Annotated in this window: 17 protein-coding genes; 5 read left to right on the plus strand and 12 right to left on the minus strand. The window is 38.4% G+C overall.

The features are described 5' to 3' along the window. Positions 1–42: 42 nt before the first annotated feature. From GQR55_RS11955 to GQR55_RS11975, 5 genes are all read right to left on the minus strand, one after another. The gene (locus GQR55_RS11955) at positions 43–936 is read right to left on the minus strand and encodes a carbon-nitrogen hydrolase (RefSeq protein ID WP_166420785.1); all 894 of its coding nucleotides are present in this window, start codon (positions 934–936) and stop codon (positions 43–45) included. Further along, the gene (locus tag GQR55_RS11960; RefSeq protein WP_165739741.1) at positions 933–1,988 is read right to left on the minus strand and encodes an agmatine deiminase family protein; all 1,056 of its coding nucleotides are present in this window, start codon (positions 1,986–1,988) and stop codon (positions 933–935) included. The genes GQR55_RS11955 and GQR55_RS11960 overlap by 4 nt, the downstream gene beginning before the upstream one ends. A 57-nt stretch (positions 1,989–2,045) precedes the next feature. Next, the gene (locus GQR55_RS11965; RefSeq protein WP_165739739.1) at positions 2,046–2,654 is read right to left on the minus strand and encodes a PilZ domain-containing protein; all 609 of its coding nucleotides are present in this window, start codon (positions 2,652–2,654) and stop codon (positions 2,046–2,048) included. A 220-nt stretch (positions 2,655–2,874) separates the two neighbouring features. After that, complete coding sequence (locus GQR55_RS11970; protein ID WP_165739737.1) at positions 2,875–3,642, minus strand: haloacid dehalogenase type II; 768 nt, start codon at positions 3,640–3,642, stop codon at positions 2,875–2,877. Beyond that, positions 3,642–4,292, minus strand: a complete 651-nt coding sequence (locus tag GQR55_RS11975; RefSeq protein ID WP_166420786.1) for a peroxiredoxin-like family protein — start codon at positions 4,290–4,292, stop codon at positions 3,642–3,644. Before GQR55_RS11975 ends, GQR55_RS11970 begins: the two co-directional genes overlap by 1 nt. Positions 4,293–4,414: 122 nt before the next feature. Here GQR55_RS11975 and GQR55_RS11980 point away from each other — a divergent pair, with 122 nt between their 5' ends. Further along, positions 4,415–5,302, plus strand: a complete 888-nt coding sequence (locus GQR55_RS11980) for a LysR family transcriptional regulator (RefSeq protein ID WP_165739734.1) — start codon at positions 4,415–4,417, stop codon at positions 5,300–5,302. Here GQR55_RS11980 and GQR55_RS11985 read toward each other — a convergent pair. Beyond that, positions 5,282–5,797, minus strand: coding sequence for a DUF2937 family protein (locus GQR55_RS11985; protein ID WP_166420787.1), 516 nt, complete (start codon positions 5,795–5,797; stop codon positions 5,282–5,284). The two genes, GQR55_RS11980 and GQR55_RS11985, sit on opposite strands and share 21 nt — an antisense overlap. A gap of 105 nt (positions 5,798–5,902) precedes the next feature. Between GQR55_RS11985 and GQR55_RS11990 the strand changes: the two genes are divergently transcribed. Genes GQR55_RS11990 through GQR55_RS12000 form a run of 3 tightly spaced genes read left to right on the plus strand, consistent with a single transcriptional unit; the run spans position 5,903 to position 10,590 of the window. Further along, entirely contained in the window at positions 5,903–6,469 is a 567-nt protein-coding gene (locus tag GQR55_RS11990) for a sigma-70 family RNA polymerase sigma factor (RefSeq protein ID WP_166420788.1), read from the plus strand. After that, positions 6,466–7,545: a FecR domain-containing protein gene (locus GQR55_RS11995; protein WP_166420789.1), complete on the plus strand. Its 1,080-nt coding sequence runs from the start codon at positions 6,466–6,468 to the stop codon at positions 7,543–7,545. The genes GQR55_RS11990 and GQR55_RS11995 overlap by 4 nt, the downstream gene beginning before the upstream one ends. A 9-nt stretch (positions 7,546–7,554) precedes the next feature. Beyond that, positions 7,555–10,590, plus strand: coding sequence for a TonB-dependent receptor (locus tag GQR55_RS12000; RefSeq protein ID WP_166420790.1), 3,036 nt, complete (start codon positions 7,555–7,557; stop codon positions 10,588–10,590). 210 nt (positions 10,591–10,800) lie between these two features. Here GQR55_RS12000 and GQR55_RS12005 read toward each other — a convergent pair whose 3' ends face one another. The 6 genes from GQR55_RS12005 to GQR55_RS12030 all read right to left on the minus strand — a co-directional run bounded on the left by GQR55_RS12005 (position 10,801) and on the right by GQR55_RS12030 (position 16,496). After that, a complete protein-coding gene (locus GQR55_RS12005; RefSeq protein ID WP_166420791.1) occupies positions 10,801–11,244 on the minus strand; it encodes a PA2169 family four-helix-bundle protein in 444 nt (147 codons plus the stop codon). A 177-nt stretch (positions 11,245–11,421) separates the two neighbouring features. After that, positions 11,422–12,360: a LysR family transcriptional regulator gene (locus GQR55_RS12010; RefSeq protein ID WP_166420792.1), complete on the minus strand. Its 939-nt coding sequence runs from the start codon at positions 12,358–12,360 to the stop codon at positions 11,422–11,424. Between the two features lie 16 nt (positions 12,361–12,376). After that, positions 12,377–14,095 carry a bifunctional isocitrate dehydrogenase kinase/phosphatase gene (gene aceK, locus GQR55_RS12015; RefSeq protein ID WP_166420793.1) on the minus strand — a complete coding sequence of 573 codons (1,719 nt, stop codon included), beginning with the start codon at positions 14,093–14,095 and terminating at the stop codon, positions 12,377–12,379. Positions 14,096–14,198: 103 nt separating this feature from the next. Beyond that, positions 14,199–14,678 (minus strand): DUF4124 domain-containing protein, encoded by a 480-nt coding sequence (locus tag GQR55_RS12020; protein WP_166420794.1) that lies wholly within the window; start codon positions 14,676–14,678, stop codon positions 14,199–14,201. A 103-nt stretch (positions 14,679–14,781) separates the two neighbouring features. Further along, positions 14,782–16,278: a DUF3413 domain-containing protein gene (locus GQR55_RS12025; RefSeq protein ID WP_166420795.1), complete on the minus strand. Its 1,497-nt coding sequence runs from the start codon at positions 16,276–16,278 to the stop codon at positions 14,782–14,784. Between the two features lie 5 nt (positions 16,279–16,283). Then, positions 16,284–16,496 carry a DUF1414 domain-containing protein gene (locus GQR55_RS12030; protein WP_007375276.1) on the minus strand — a complete coding sequence of 71 codons (213 nt, stop codon included), beginning with the start codon at positions 16,494–16,496 and terminating at the stop codon, positions 16,284–16,286. Between the two features lie 62 nt (positions 16,497–16,558). Here GQR55_RS12030 and yejK point away from each other — a divergent pair, with 62 nt between their 5' ends. Beyond that, the gene (gene yejK / locus GQR55_RS12035; protein ID WP_121955650.1) at positions 16,559–17,575 is read left to right on the plus strand and encodes a nucleoid-associated protein YejK; all 1,017 of its coding nucleotides are present in this window, start codon (positions 16,559–16,561) and stop codon (positions 17,573–17,575) included. Positions 17,576–17,989 lie beyond the last annotated feature (414 nt).

Here is a 17,989-nt window from a genome sequence, read left to right on the forward strand (position 1 = left end):
CAAGTAAGAGCCATTATATTTGTGACCCAGAGTTCAGGTTACTTAGTCTCGGTATATTTTTGTTAGGTCTTTATAGTGATCAATTCGTCGATCACGTAAGAACGGCCAAATACGTCTTACGTTTTCTGAGCGTTTTTGATCAATTTCTACCACTAAAATTTGCTCATCAGTATTATTAGCCTCGGCTAGTAACTCACCTTGTGGGCCTGCAATGAACGAATTACCCCAAAACGCAATGCCGTCACTTTGTCCGCTTGGGTCACTTTCATGGCCTACGCGATTACAACTAATTACCGGCACACCATTGGCAACAGCGTGAGCACGCTGGGAAATAACCCAGGCATCTTTTTGACGAGTTTGCTCAGCAATGTCGTCATTTATATCCCAACCAATAGCAGTAGGATAAATTAATACCTCAGCGCCTGCCATTGCCATTAAACGCGCCGCTTCAGGAAACCATTGATCCCAACATACTAGCACGCCTAATTTACCTACCGAGGTTTGAATCGGCTCAAACCCGATATCACCAGGGGTAAAGTAAAATTTTTCGTAAAAGCCAGGATCATCAGGAATATGCATTTTGCGATATTTACCGGCAATGCTACCGTCTTGCTCTAATACAACCGCAGTATTGTGATAAAGGCCCGTAGCGCGTTTTTCAAATAAAGACGCGACGATTACAATGCTTAGCTCTTTAGCAAGCTCACCTAAGGTATTACTGCTAGGGCCCGGAATTGTTTCGGCTAAATCAAATACGTCAACATTTTCGGTTTGGCAAAAATAGAGGCTTCGGTGTAACTCTTGAAGTACAACTAGTTTTGCACCTTTTTGAGCGGCTTCACGAATGGCATTGATTGATTTTGCCATATTTTGTTCAGCACTATCGTTGTTGCTTTGTTGCACTAACGCAACGGTTAACTTTGCAGGGCTTGTCATAGTGCTGCTCCAGCTAAAAATCCACGAGGTAATTGCATTGTAATACAGTGCAGGCTGCCAAATTGTTCAATAATGGGTTGGCAATTAATGCCAATAATAGTGTGTTGTGGGTATGCTTTTTGAACTTGTGCAAGCGCATGTTCATCATTGGCATCATTATACGTTGGAACAAGCACAGCATTATTAATAATTAGGTAGTTAGCGTAGGTAGCCGGTAAGCGTGTTTGCTCATCGTCATAAGCGGCTTTTGGCCACGGTAACTCAATTAAGTTATATGGGGTGTTATCGGCAGTTTTAAAGGCTTTTAGTTGTTTTTCCATTGCATCAAGTGCGCTGTAGTGCTCATCAGTTTTATCGTTGCACTTTACATATACAAGGGTATTATTTGGAGCAAAGCGTACTAAGGTATCAATGTGGCTGTCGGTGTCATCACCGGCTAAAAAGCCATGATCAACCCATAAAAAGCTCGTCGCACCTAAGTGCTCTTTTAAAAGTACTTCTATGTCAGCTGGGTTTAAATCTGGGTTACGATTTTTATTTAGTAAACATTCGCTGGTTGTTAGCAACACACCATGCTCGTTTATTTCAATACCGCCACCTTCAAGCACCATATCGAGCGCTTGATATTGATTTTTTTTGCTACTTAGCTCTTTCACCAATGTACGATTAATTTGATTGTCTAATGCACTTTCAAACTTATTGCCCCAACCATTAAAAGTAAAATCATAGATTTTTAATTGCTCTGGCGTATCAATGGCGGCGCAAGTAAGCGGACCATGATCGCGCGCCCACGTATCGTTAGTAGGCGTTACTACAAAATGAACACGATTAAGAGAGATATTAGCGCTATTTAGCAATGCTGTAATATGCATTTTTAAGGCACTGTTATGTGCCACAATAACAAGCTGTTGCTGCGTTGTTATATATTTAGCAAGCTCAACATACACAGGTTCTACACGTGCTAAATTATCAGCCCAATCGGTGTCTTTATGAGGCCACGTAAGCATAACAGCGTCTTGCTTGGCCCATTCTGGTAAAAGTCTAAAGTTCATGAATTTTATATACTAATTAAGATGACACTAGTTTAGCATTTTACAAAAAGATGTCAGCTAATTATCGTTGTTTGAATCATCTTGGGCTAGTTCTAATTCTTGACGTTTTTTAAGTTGGCGGGTTTGAGCATGTAAACTCGCTCTAACAATTAGTTCTTGGTCAGTGGTTCTAATAGCGGTGAAAAGCAGGGTGTATTGATAATGTTCGCTATCTTGTTTTTCTACTGCCACAACTTCGGTGTAACAATAAACCGCAGAGGCTTCGTGGTGCAAAAATAGCTTAGTTCTGAATGATTGGCCAATTGAGTGTACTTCAGGAGAAGTAAAGCGAATACCACCGCCGCCGTAACTATCACATTGGATTGCATTATCTTGCGCTTGTTCTGAGGCCAAAATATGGCTCATTATTAAATCTATTTTACGTGACTGCGCTTGTAAAAATGTAGCTAGCTCTTGTGCTATATCGCCTAAGTTACGCAGTGGGCGTAACGAGCTTTGCTCAAGCTCACTCACTTCATTAGCTAATCTAAATAGTGGGGGGATATCGTCTTCAAGCTCAAGCTGCGATTTAGGAATTTGTCCGTTCGATACGGCGAATAAATTTACTCTTATACTTTCATTAATTTGAAAGTACTGCTCAAACTCACCTAATCTTTCACTATTCATTATGTTCTCCACCACGTATTTATTTAATAGTAGCGTTGTGAGTACTAAATTGCTAGCAGATAAAATAACGCATAGCGGGCTAAATGCTTTGTTTACATTCAATTTTTAACATACAGATTATGAAAATAAATACACTAAGACATATTTAGGGTTAGTTATAAAAAAGCGGCCAATGTCATCCTAACATTGGCCGCTTGGGTATTGATTCATCAGCACATACTTATTTAAGTAGAGCGGCTAATTCATGTAAATCTTTCACCACGTGATCTGGCTTTTTAGCTAATGGGTAAAGTGCTTTACCAGGGCGAGCTATAAACGTAGTTTGTAAGCCTGCTTCTTTTGCGCCAGCAACATCCCAGCCATGGGCTGCAACCATCATTGCTTCATTTGGTGCTACGTTTAACTTTTTAAGTACCCACTCATAAGCACGTAAATCAGGTTTGTAAATTTTAATATCTTCAATGCTGTAACGCGCATCAAAGTAAGACATTAAACCAGCGCTTTCAAATTGTGCCTTTACACCCTTGTTTGAGGAATTTGTAAGGCTTACTAATTTATAGCCTTGCGCTCTAAGTTTTGCCAGTCCTTCTTTAACATCAGAATGTGGTGGTAAAGTTAGAAGTGGTGTAACAATCGCTGTTTTGGCTTGTTCACTAGTAATATCAATATTATTGTTTTGCGCAACCATAAGAAGTGATGCCACGCCGATTTGTCCGAAGTCGTGATAACTACCGCTTACAGTATCTACTAGTGAATGGTGCAACATAGTTGAAAACCACAGCGGTAATAAATCTTCACGTCCGCCTAGTGCTTTACCAATAGAGGTACGCATTGACGTTAAATCAAGTAGGGTTTCGTTTACATCAAAAATAAGCACTTTAGGCTTTGTTTGTTCTTTTGCTTCATCAGCTACTGCATAACCAGATACAAGGCTTGTGCCCACAAGTAATGAAAGAGTCAGTGTTTTTAACGATTTTAAAATAGACATTAATTTTTCTCCGATTCAAGTGCTGCCATAACATCAATAGGTTCTGCGCGTAGGGTGTAGTCTTCACTTAAGAATGCGTATGTAATAACACCATCTTGATTTATTACGTAAGTAGCAGGTAGCGGTAATTTAAAGCTTTTATCGCCGTAGTAGTGTTCAAAATCAATACCAAATTGTGTGTATAACGCTTGAATACGCTCATCAAGTGTAAACAATAAACCAAATTGCTCAGCTACTTTATTGCTCACATCTGAAAGCACATCAAATTCAAGGTCGTTTTTTTGTGCCGTTGAGAGTGTTTCATCAGGTAACTGCGGTGATATTGCTACTAATTGAGCACTTTGAGTTTTAAATTGCGGTAAGTAATCGTTCAGTGCTTTTAGCTCTAAATTACAATATGGGCACCAGCCACCACGATAAAAGCTAATAATTACCGGGCCTTTTTTTAATAAATCTGCAAGCTCAATGTTTTCGCCTTGATGATTGGCTAAGCTGAAGTTTTCTACTTTTTGACCAATTTGCAACGCATTATCTTTAATATGCTGTGCAATAAGTTCTTCGTTTGTAGTGTTCATTAATGCCAAAACGTCAGTCGGTAATTTGGCATCTTTTTGTACGTTGTAGGCATCTATTTGCGCTTTTAAACTCATGATTGAACCTCAATAATTAGACTATCTGCAATTATAGTGTTTTACATATTTAAATAAACATTGCAAAACTGAAAGCTTCATTCGAAAATGTTAAACATTGAAAAGTGCACAATGGCATCTTTATGTATAATTTAAGCGACTTAGAAACATTTATAGCCGTAGTTGAAAATAAAGGGGTGCTTGCTGCTGCGCGCGAGCAGCGTTTATCGCCTGCAACGGTAAGCCATCGCTTAAGTAAATTAGAACGTGAGCTTGCAACAGTACTTGTTTTTAGAGACAGCAGACGAGTACGGTTATCTCCCGCCGGAGAAATATTTTACGCACGAGTGGGTGCTATAATTGAAGCACTTCACGATGCTGAGCATAGTATTGGTGCACGAAGCTCATCAGTAAGTGGTTTATTGCGCGTAACCATGCCGCCTTGGATTTTTTCAAAATATGTAATGCCTAGACTTAATGAGCTGGAGCACGCTTATCCAGAGCTAAAGCTTGATTTTTTAATAACGGATCATTTTGTAAATGTGGTTGATGATGCACAGGACGTTGCTATTAGAGTAGGGCAATTAAATGACTCAGGACTGCTTTCTCGTAAAATAGTAAACAATAGCCGCATACTTTGTGCAGCTCCTAGTTACATAGAAAAATACGGCATGCCTGAAAATTTAACGCAATTGAGCGAGCATTATTGGGTATGTTTACCGTGGCAACGACAGTTAAAGCTTTTTGACGAACATAAAAAAATCCATACTTTTAATGCTAAAACCCGTTTTACTATCTCAAACTCCGATAATATGACCCAAGCTGCTATTGCAGGCCATGGTATAGCTATTAAATCTAAAATAGCGATTAATGAAGATCTTAAAAATGGAGTTTTAGTTGAAGTTATGCCCGGTGTAATGGCACAAGATGATGCGCCAGTGTGGTTTTTACGTCCGCAAAATAGTTTAACTACCCGCAAAACCGATGTTTTTTATGACTTTATGAAATCGTTATTTTTGAGCTGCGAATAAGCGTTTAAATGAGCGCTTTGCTCCAGTTAAAAATAAATAACCAGTAAGTTCTGCTAGTACGGCAATAAAAATAGCTGCAACAATTGCGGCTATAATAGAGTCTTTTTTTAAAATAATTTGACCTTCAAAGCGTTGCCATACTTGTTGCTTTATATCCTTCATGCCACTGATTAGAGTAAATATATACGGAGATTGAGCAAACCGATTCACAGCGACCTGTAAGTCTTGTTGTCGATTGTAAAGAGTACTTATATTACTTGCCCCCTTATTCACAATCTTATCATCAATATTTTTATAGTGTTTTATTAGCTTGTCTAAATCATTATTAAAATACTTAGCAGCATCGTTTTTAAATGGTGCAATTGCATTATTAGCTTCAATTAATTGGGCTGATAAGGCCTGGCCAAAATCGCTCACAAATGCAGGGATTTGCACCCCAAGTAGTAAACCAAATGCAAAGAAACTAAGGCGGATATAATCTAAAATTTTACTCATTGATCTTCCTATCCATTTAAATAACCCAAAATTAACATTTGAGCTTGTTTTTATATCAAAAACTCGTAACCTATCGGTAATAATAACAACAGGTGGATGTTAAGGATGACGAAAAAAGTAAAGTTCACGTCAACATTTGTTGATATTTCTAAGCAGCTCAAACGCTTTGTATCGCGCATTGTTCAACCCGAAGATGTAGAAGATATTGTGCAAGAAACCTTTGTAAAAAGCTATGAAGCTGATTTAAAGCAAGACATCCAGTTTACCCGCAGTTATATGCTTAAAACAGCAAAACACCTAGCACTTAACCATATAGCTAAGTGGGACAATAAATTTAATGATTCGTTAGAAAACGATAACGAATTACCCGTACTCCTCAAATCAATGAAGCTCGAAGATGAATATACATCTAAAGAGCGCTTTTTACTTTTTTGTAGAGCTACTGAGCAACTAAGTTCATCGATTCGTAAATGCTTTATATTAAAAAAAGTGTACGGCATGAGCCAAAAAGAGATAGCAGACCAAATGCAGTTAAGCCAAAGCACTGTTGAAAAACACATTGCCAAAGGATTGTTACAAACCATGTTGTACATGCGTGAACATGAGCAAGGCTCTCAAACGCACCCTAAAGCTCAAGCACACCCTATATCCGTTAAGAGGGTCGCAGAATGAGTAATGTTCATCAATTTAATTCAAAAGATTTAATTTTAGAAAAGTCATGTGATTGGATAAGCGCGATTGATCGTGGTTTAACTGATGATGAAAAAGAGCAATTTAAATTATGGATGATGCAAAGCACCGCTCATCAGGACTCTATTTATGAGCTTGCCCAGTTGTGGGATGAACTTTCGGTATTAAATGAATTAAGTCATTTATTCCCTCAGCGTGGCAATACTAAATCATCAAAAAATAAGTGGATGTTTTCTTACTCAATTGCAGCGAGTTTATTTGCAGCACTAATGGTATGCAGCTACTTATTAATTAATTTAGAAAATGGCTATAACCAAGAGCTTGCAAAAGTTAATTACACTAAAATTTACAAAACAAAAGTAGGTGAGCAAGCAACCTATGTATTGCCAGACGGCACCATAGTGCAGCTTAATACTAATAGCTTACTAGAAGTTGCTTATAGTAAAGGTCGTAGGCAATTGCTGCTAAGCCGTGGAGAAGGGCGTTTTAATGTAGCAAAAGATGCTACGCGCCCGTTTAGTGTTATGGCGGGAGATAAAAGTTTTACCGCTCTGGGTACTGTTTTTAATGTACAGCGCAATACTTCGTCAGATTTAGAGCTTGTTGTTACCGAAGGCAAAGTGATGATCACCGACCCTAGTGTTGCGGTTGATGCAAATGACTTTAAAGATTATCAACTTGCAGATAACAGCACGCAAAAAATTCGTCAAATTAATGCCAATATTGTTACCTCAGGCGAAAAAGTAATTATAGAGCAAAGCGTTACAAAACCAATTACCCAGCTTTCAATGAACGACGTACAACGCGATTTGGCATGGCAAAATGGCATGCTTATTTTTAATGGAGAAGAGCTAAGTGATGCGTTAAATGAAGTAAGCCGTTATACCGCTACACGTTTTGAGCTTTCATCAGACGAGCTCGCCAGTATTAAAGTAGCTGGGGTATTTAAAGCAGGTGACGTTGAAGGTTTACTAGAGAGTTTACAGACTAATTTTTCTATTGATCATGAGCGTTTAGGTGAGCATGTAGTAACGCTAAAACACCATACAGAATCATAAGTAGACGTTATGAAAATCAAACTAATGCTAGCTAAAGTTGCACCTATAAAGATTAAACGTAAAAAAAATATTAAAAAAAAGAAACAAAACTATAGAGGATTTTTGTTTGTCAGCTGTTTATATAAGTTGCGCAGTAACCAAACGCATTTATTGAGTGGATTGAGTGTACTTGCACCGGCTATTTTTAGCTTGAGTGTACAAGCCGCAACTCAAACCACTGGGCAAATGGTGCAATTTGATATAAAAGCGCAGCGAGCAGACAAAGCCTTAATTGAATATGCTAAACAAACAGAGCAAACCGTGGTGTTTTCTTATGAGTTGGCAAAGCAGTATGACGCAAATTCAGTTTATGGATTTTACACTCAGCTAGATGCCCTAGAGGCATTATTAGGTGGGACTGAGCTCGATGCGGTTGTTGATCAAAATGGTTTACTGAGTATAAAACTCAAACAAATCAACAGGAATGATAACAACATGATGAAGCTTTCAGCGGTCAGTGCAGCAGTATTACCAGCTTTACTTGCAGTAAATTCGCAAGGTGTAAACGCAGCAGAAGAAGTCGCTCAAGAAAAAATTGAAAAAATTGCTATTGTCGGTAGCCGTGTAGCAGGACGTTCAGTTGAAGATTTACCCGTTCCAGTCGATATCTTAAGTGCAGAAGCGCTTGAAAATACAGGCCAAACAGAAGTTGGTCGTATGCTACAGTCTATCGCCCCTTCATTTAACTTTTCAAGCTCTGCAATTAGTGACGGTACTGATGCTTTAAGACCTGCGACACTTCGCGGTTTAGGTCCCGATCAAACATTGGTGTTAATTAACGGCAAACGTCGTCACCAAGCAAGTATTATTCATATTAATGGCTCTGTTGGGCGTGGTACCGCAGGTACTGACATGAATGCAATTCCAGCCTCTGCAATTAAACGCATTGAAGTATTACGTGATGGCGCTGCTGCTCAGTATGGTTCTGATGCAATTGCAGGTGTTATTAATATTGTGCTTAAAGATGGTAGCGAAGGTGGCAAAGCGGCTATTAACTACGGTCAATATTCTGAAGGCGATGGCGAAACCATTAACCTTGATTTTAATAAAGGCTTTGCGCTAGGTGATGACGGTTATTTAAATACAACTATCAATTACCGTGACCGTGCACCGACTAACCGTGCAGGTTTACATGGCTCTTGTCAGTTTTATGGTTGTACAGAACTAAGTGACGGTACTTTACTTGCTGGCGATCCGCGTGAATTAACAGCTGATAGAGATACATTTAGAATTGGTGATGCTGATTCTCAGCAGTTTGGTTTAACAATTAATACCGGTTACGAGTTAGGTGATGGCGAGCTTTACGGCTTTATTACTTACTCAACACGCGAAAACGAGTCGGCTGCATTTTTCCGTCATAATGCAAATGCTGGTGGTAACCCTGTACTGCAAGATAACGATGCGACTATTCCGCTAGGCTTCTTACCAAAAATTAATACAACTATCGACGATATCTCGTACAACTTTGGTTATAAAACTGAGTTTGATAACGATGCAAGCCTTGATTTATCATATACCTACGGTGAAAACAGCATTGATTACACGACAAGTGACACTATCAATGCCTCATACGCTAACTTTTTACGTTATGACCAAGGTTTAAGTGCTGCTGATATTCGTACAACTATCCCACGTGAAGCATACGCTTACGGCATGGGATTATCACTGCAAACAATCAATATTGATTTTACGCAAAACTTTGATGATTATTCTTTAGCAATGGGTGCTGAAATACGTACTGACGAATACCGCATTTTAGAAGGCAATGAGTACGCATACCGCGATTACGATACAACTAACGGTGTAAGTATTTACAACGGTTTAAGTGGCGGTGTTGGCTCTGAAGACGCATCGGGTGGTTCGCAAGGTTTTGGTGGCTCGTCTCCTGCATCATCAGTTGATGAATCGCGTGATGTAATTTCATTTTACATAGATGCAGAAGCTTATGTAATTGAAGATGTAATTTTATCGGGTGCACTTCGCTACGATAACTACAAAGGCTTTGGCGACACTGTAAACTTTAAACTTGCTGGTAACTGGTCTGTAACCGACGATATTTCACTACGTGGTGCATTAAGCTCAGGTTTTAGAGCGCCTTCAATGCAACAGCTTTACTTCAACAATGTAAGTACGCAATTTGTTGTTGGTACTAATGGTAACTTAGTGGCAGAAGAAGTAGGGACATTTAGAAATGATTCAACACTTGCGCAAAGCTTAGGTATTCCAAAGCTTAAAGAAGAAAAATCACAAAACCGTAGTTTAGGTATTGTGTATAACGTTACCGATAATATTAATGTAACCGTTGATTACTACTCAATTGATATTGACGACCGTATTGTAATTAGTGACCGCTTAGGTAAAGGTTTATCTACAAGCCTTGATGCTGCACTGAATAGTGCGGGTGCTGGCGTAGGTCAGTTCTTCTTAAATGGTGCAGATACAGAAACTCGTGGTGTTGATTTTGTAGCAACGTGGAACACTGAAGGTTTAGGCGGTACGCTTGATTTTACACTTGCAGCTAACTTTACTAAAACAGATGTTGTATCGTTATTTTCGCCTGCTGGCTCAAGCCTTGAGACAGTAAATGTAGACGATATATTTTCAGCGGAAGACATCTCTATTATTGAAGAGTGGCAACCAGAGGATCGTATTAACTTAAGTGCGCTTTATCAACGTGATGATTGGACAGTTAACCTTTCACTTAATCGCTTTGGTGAGTACACAGTAGAAGATGGTGGTCGTCAAACGTATGGTGCAGAGATTTTAACTGACGTTAAAGTTAACTACTTCGTTACTGAAGATTTGTCGGTAAACATTGGTGCAAACAACTTGTTTGACGTTTACCCAGATAAAAACGAAATAGGTAACTCTCGCTCAGGTACTATTGTGGATGCTAGTGGCAACACAGTAATAAGTAGCTCAGGTGTGTTTGACTACTCACGTCGTTCGGCACCATTTGGATTTAACGGTGCTTACTACTACGTAGGCGCAGAATACCGTTTTTAATTAATAACACTCCCTTTCGTTATTTAACTCAAAGGGCCGTAAGGCCCTTTTTTTGGTTTTAGCTTGGGCTGATTTTATTGATGATCATCAAGCCCTTCAAAATGAATTTTTTAAACAATATACTTTAAATACGACGTGAAGCGAGGCGGTGTATTAGAGGCAATAAAAAACCCAGCGCTAGGCTGGGTTCTATTTATGCGTTATGTAAGCTTAATGCTTTTGCATACGGCTCATTTCTGCATGGCAGCTTTGCATTGTTAATAATGTTTTAGCCAGTGCAGCTTCGCAATCAGCGGGTTGTGGTTTATCCATCGCTGCTTTAATTTCTGCAAGGGTTTTATCTTCCACTTCCTCAAGCTCTTTTACATATGTGCTGTCGTTATGTGAGCTGAATGTAGTTAATAAAGCTGTGTATGCACGTCGTGCTTCGACTGCGAAAGAAGAGCCATCTTCGCGTTCGCCTTTTTCATTAATTGCATAGGGCTGCAAGCGCTCAACACTCACTTTTCGGGCATCTATCATGCGCTGAAAAAGTGCGCCAATAGCAGGGTCTTCAACTTTTGCCTGTGCTTGTTGATAAAAATCGATGCCGCTGTTCATAACTTGAATGATGTCAGTAATATGATTTACTTCTGATCCTTGATGGGTGTTCATAATGACCTCTTTTATTAAATGGATGTATAGTTCGATTTAATAAAAGCAAGGTGTGTTCCAAGTTGATGCCTTGTTTTAAGCTTCTGTTTATTAAGGTTTTATTTTTTCTTTTGGAGTTGCTAGGTTAATAGAACAAGTATTAACCTAGCAAATTTTACATCATATTGTGTAATAAAGTTATTTTAGCTCTTCAGCTACTTCAGCTACTTTTTGACGTAACCAAATGTGACTTGCATCTCGATGTAACAACGGGCTCCAAATCATATCAAGCTCAAAAGGAGGAATTGGAAACGGTGGTTCTAAAATTTTAAGCCCCGGATCATCTAAGTATATATTAGCGGCTTTTGAAGGAAGGGTCGCAATCAAATTTTTCTCTTTAGCTAAATGAATCGCTACATGATAGTTACGCGTAAAAGTGGCAATGTTACGATGTTTTCCAAAGTGGGCAAGTGCTTCGTCAACCCAACCAAGTTTTTGCACATCTTTAGGGTCCATACCTACACCTACGCCAAAACCTGTTTTACTCACCCATATATGGCGTGCTTTTAAGTAGCTGTCGAGACTAAAGTTTTCAATTATAGGATTATCGGCCTTAACTAAGCAGCAAAAACTGTCTTTCCAAATGCGTTTATGATGAAAAGACTGAGGTAAGTTTTCAAAACGGTTGATTGCCATATCTACTTTACCGTTTTCTACGTCATGAAAGGTTACATCACTTGGGGTAAGTATATCTAATGTAGTGTCTGGAGCTTCGTCGTGCAATTTACTAAGTAGTTTTGGGGCTAATGTACTTGCCGCGTAATCACTGGCCATGATTCTAAACACACGTTTACTTTGGCTTGCCTCAAATTCTCGATTAGGTGCTAGAGTTTCTTCAAGCGTCATTAATATGCCACGTATTACAGGCTGTAACTCCAAAGCGCGCTCTGTCGGGACCATACCATCGCTGGTACGAACCAAAATAGGGTCGTTAAATAAGTTACGAAGGCGTTTAAGGCCATTACTCATTGCAGGTTGCGTTATGCTCAATTGATTAGCAGCGCGTGTTACGTTGCATTCTCGAAGCAATGTATCGAGGTAAACGAGTAAATTTAAATCTATTTTACTTATATTCATTGTGTGTCCTTTGCGTCTACCAGTGATGGATAAATCGCTGTGCTGTCGGGTATGGGTAAATATGACTTACCTGCCCATTTTTTATATTTTGTTGCGCCTGCTTCCAAAAGCTAACATCTATAAGCTCTGGATGAGTGCTGAGAAAAAAATTTTTATACATAGGATTAGGCATTACAAATGTACATAACTGCTCTGGGAATACGTCTTGTGGTGCAACAGAGTAACTTTGTTCATCCATTAAATAATCGTCGTAGCACTTTGCTTTCGGTAACGCTCTAAAGTTCATATCGGTTAGGTATTGAACTTCATCATAATCGTAGAAGATAATACGTTTGTGCTTACTGACACCAAAGTTTTTTAACAGCATATCGCCAGGAAATATATTAACGGCAATCATTTCTTTTAGAGCTTGTCCGTATTCTTCAATCGCGTCTGCGGCGCTTTCTTCATCAGCATTTTCTAAAAATAAATTGAGTGGTGTCATGCGCCGTTCAATATACAAATGCTTGATGATCAACCAATCGCCTTCAATTACCATTGATGAGCCAATTGTTTTATGTAATTGCGCAAGTAAATTACTATCAAAACGCGCTAAAGGAAATACGACGTTAGAATACTCTATGGTGTCGGCCATTCTGCCAACGCGATCATGGTTTTTTACCAGTTGATAGCGCTTTAATACGGTATCACGGCCAAAGGGTTTACTCTCACCAAATTTGTCTTTTATTACTTTAAAAACATAGCCAAATGAGGGAAGGGTAAATACCATCATCACCATACCGGGAGTACCTGGTGCAATTGTAAACTCATCACTAGAGTGAGATAAGTGGTTTAAAAACTCTCGGTAAAACTCAGTTTTACCCTGCTTATGAAAACCCACTGCGTTATAAAGTTCAGCAATTGTTTTGTTTGGCATAAGCTGATTTAAAAACCGAACAAGTGCTGAAGGTGCGTGGGTCTCTACCATAAAATAAGCGCGGGCAAAGCCAAAAATAACACGCATTTGAGATGACTTAGTCAAAAGAGCATCTAAATATAACCCGTTATCTTCATCGTGCAATACGGCGATTATAAAAGGCTGAACGCCACTTTTTGAAACAACACGACCAACAATATAAGCTGCTTTATTACGATAAAAAGGTGTGTGCAAAATATCAAAGCGCATTTGCCAAGGTTGATGGTGAGTATCGGGGGCTTGTTTATAAAAAGCTTTTACAAGAAGGCGAATATCACGCTCTAAATTTACAAATGGGGCTTTAAAATCAAAATGATTAATAATGCGTTTTATTGTTGGCTTTAGGCCATCAACTACTGGAAAGTACGTTCTATATTCTGCCTCTACAGGCACCGAAGGCGCATCTTTTAAAGTTGCTTCTACAAATATAAAGTCATTATGAAAATAGCGCCTATGGTACAGCCGGCAAAAGACAGAGTTATAAAAGGTTTCGGCGAGTTCTGCTTGAGGGTGGAAACATAAAAAATGTTGATATATTATTTTAACTTCAAGCCATAGGCTTTCATCAAGCTGTTCTGTTGGGGTTTCTTTTTTTAGAGCTTGTGTGGTTTCGTTAACACGATCATCATAATAGCTGATACGCAAACGGCTAATATCATTAATTGCTTGCCAATCTTTTTTTGCAAAGGCGAGGGGGGCTTTGGCTGTTGTTTTTTGAAATAACTGATAGTGCTTTTTAAAACCCGTTAAAATTAATTCAGCAATATGGCGAGGCTGCATTTGCACTCCTTAATAGTCCCTAGAGCTTATACTCTATAGTGTTAAGGGTATGTTATTTTAAGTTTAAAACCAAGATAAATATTACGCGCTATTTAATGAGAAGTTATTGGTATTTAGCTATCTTTTTTTCGAGAATTTTAATCTGCTTAGCGATGGCCGATACGTCTTTTTTATACTCTTTATTAATCATTTTTAGTTTTTTAGTAATATCTTTAGTAATACGTTTTTTATCATCAACGGCTAGAATATGATTTAACCGTTCTTGTTGTTTATATTCAGCACGCTGCTTATTACGATCAAGTATTGTGAGTTTGTGGTTATTACTGCGTAGCTCTGCCTGTAAACCTGACAGGAGTCTTTCACGTTCTAGTTCGTTCAGTTGTTTAGTGTAATCAACTTTTGGGCCTGAATACTGATTACCCGTTGTGTTAACTTTATAAGTTGTTGCTTCGTCGTCACAGGGAAGTTGAGAAAAGGTAGTGCCTTTTTCTGTTACACATTTATAGTAAGTGGTATCGCTAAAGCTAAAAAAACTGATAAGTAAAAAGCTAGAATAGAGGATATAGCGAAGAGTTTGAAACATGTCTGTCATCCTTGATTTTTATATTTTGGCTAGCAAAACAATATAAAACTATAACCTAGCTTGGCGATATAGCAAGCTAGGTTATTAGACAGCACACCCAAGGTTATTGGGTAAAGGTCTTGAGCTTTTTAATGCTCTGTACTAAAAATGGGATGTCGAGTCTTTGTTCAATAGAAAACCCTTCGGCTGCAGATATGTTTTTAAAGTTACCATCTGAGTCAATCAAAGTAATTCTATCTTTTTTATAGGCTATAACTACGCCTTGTGAATAATTAACGCCCATATCATCTTTTTTCTTGTATAAGTTAACGCCCAGCATTGTTTGCTTAGCAATAGCTTTACAATTTAAATATTGGCCAACACTTGTAGCAATTAAATCGCTAGGTTGAATAAGTCCATCTACTTTAGAAATACGTTTGTCAGAGCTATATAAAGTTGATGTTGTTACTACTTCTTGCTTGTTGTTGGCAAGACTAAAAGCAAAAACCTGCGTTTTATCATCTCGTACAGTAGGGGTGTTATTACCTTTAATAACTCTAATTGCGCTAGCACTATGTGCTTGATCATTAATAAAACTAAGTTCTTCCACGCCAGTTACTTCAATGCTACGGCGTTGACTTTGCCATACAGGAAGTGTTTGCTCAGCTAAAATTGCTACCTTATAAAAGGCGGGCAAACCATATACTAGGCTAAATAGCGTATCGTTGTGATTTGTTGGCTGTAAAAACTGCTCTGTTTTGTGCAAGTTTTTATTACCGTCCACAAATTCAGCAAGTTGTTGTTGAGTATCAAATACAAAAATATCAACATTGGCTTGTGTGTAGTCTTCGCACTTTTCGAGCGGGCTTGGCATTAGATAATTAATATTTTGATTATTAATTTTTACGTTATGTGCTTGCTCATAGCTTTCTATATCAAGTAAGTCATTTTTAGCCAGTAGGCTTTTAGCTGTTGTAGGATACGAAAGCGGTAATACGTTATCTTGTTTGGTAATATCAAATTTTAAATTAGCATCAGCCCAAATATGAATACTATGACTAAAAGCAAAACAAATAATTAGAAATGAGATAGCGTATCGAGCAAATTTGAACTGTTTCAAGCGTTCAAGGTGGTGCCATGTGTAATTACTCATAAGCAGCTGAAAGCCTAAAATAAGTAAAACAATACCACTGGCTAAAATTGTGGTTAAGGCAGGTGAGCTTGTTAAACGATGCCACAGTAGAGAAATAATCTCAGGTGAAGCAGATATACTTAGATGATAACCCAAATTAACATACACATAAGCATCAAGGGTAAGCAGAGATGCGCCTAGCGTGGCTATAACAGCAGCCATGCCACGTATGTGTCGTGGGTAGGGGAATATTAAACTAAGCGGAAATACCGTCAGCACAAACGCTAAAAAGGCGATAAAACTAGTATGGCTCAGCCATGTAACTAGCATATAGGTAATGCCTAAAAAGCTTGTAGGTGGCGAGTCTGCAAATAAATAGCTTAAGCTAATAAATAACGCTAAGCCAATATTGGCAAAGGTAAACCAGTGCCCCCAGCTTAGCAACTGACTCGCTTTTGATGAAAACTGATTGTGCTGCGATAAATTCATAGAGTTTATTTAACCGACTGTGATAGAGCTTTTGCAAAGTTCTCAGTTACGGCTTGTCTTTTCCCTGTTGGTACATGCTCTTTTAAGATATGCGTGATAGAATTTCCTAAACACATAAGACTTAAATCAACCGGCGCATTGTGTTTAGTTAGCACATCAATAAGCTGATCGACGATTTGTTCTACTTCTTCATTAGAGTATTTTGATAAGATTGGCATCAGTTGGTTCAATAAAATAGTTATATTCTCGTATTTTAACACTAGAGGCGTGAAAAACAAAGATGACAACAGACGTTAAAAAATTAGTCGTTCATTATGTAGACAAAAAAGACGACGATACGCAAATTCACCTTCGAAATGATGAGATGGTAATTAACGATAAAGTAGCCGTTTTTATCGAACAATTACATCATGCATACAATGGTAAGCCAGGTAAAGGTTACTGTGCTTTCAGTGGTGATAAAAACAGTGTTGTAGCATCTGCAATGCAAAGCTACCGTAACGATGAGTTAGGCTTTTGGCATATGACCGAGCAAGCCTCAACGGTTTTAAAAGAAGAACTTGATAAGTATGCATTTAGTGAAACAGGCTATTTAGTATTTTGTCATTATCAGTATGTTGCTACTGATTATATGTTAATTGCGATGATTAACATTAAAGAGCATTACTCTATGACTTCAGAGCTGGATTTAGCGGCTTCTCGTCATTTAGATATATCTCGCATGCAACTCGCTGCTCGTATCGATTTAACTGCATGGGATACGCAAGCAGAAGATAATCGTTATATTTCATTTATTAAAGGACGTGCGGGTCGTAAAGTAGCTGACTTTTTCTTAGACTTTTTAGGCTGTGAAGAGGGTATTGATTCAAAACAGCAAAGCCAAGTAATGCTTAGTGCCGTAGAGGATTATTTATCAGAGCAACAGTTTGATAAATCAGAAAAAGACGATTTACGTAAACAAGTATTTGATTACTGTAATGATTGCGTAACTACAGGCGAAGATGCAAGTGTGAGCGATCTTTCAGCAACGCTTACAAAAGGCGATGACAGCCCGTTTGATAGTTTTTGCAAAGAGCAAAGCTATGACTTGGAAGAAACCTTCCCCGTTGATAAAAAAACCGTCACCAGTATGGTTAAGTTTTCAGGCCTTGGTGGTGGTGTAAGTGTAAGCTTTGAACGTAAACACTTAGGTGAGCGCGTAACGTACAACGAAGCAACCGATACACTAGTAATTAAAGGTATTCCGCCAAACTTAAAAGATCAGCTACAACGTTTTATGGAAAATGAAAAAGAGTAAATTCATTTGAGCTAGTAGAAAGTTGATTTAAGAGCGCGATATTTATATCGCGCTTTTTTATACTTTCTAAAAGCGCAGCGTCTATTAATCTTTTTGTGAAAAAATTACTTTTTACGGGCTTTGCCCGTCACGCCAACAAGTTGTGCGTCTACACGTTAATTTTACACACGGTATTAAAGTTCGGCTGTAGGCGTGAAGTTTGCTCACGCGAGAAGTAACGCTTTTATGTGTTTAGTCTCTTTGTAAGTCAAACTATTCCTATTGGCGCTGCCCGTCACGGCAACAAGTTGTGCGTCTACACGTTAATTTTATACACGGTATTAAATTTTGGCTGTAGATACCATCTCTCATTTTAAGCTTCAAGGTCGTATTTAACTTTCTTGGAGCTTAAACGCTTCTTGGTTTTTTATTACA

This window comes from Pseudoalteromonas sp. Z1A8 (assembly GCF_011378855.1).
GTDB lineage: Bacteria > Pseudomonadota > Gammaproteobacteria > Enterobacterales > Alteromonadaceae > Pseudoalteromonas.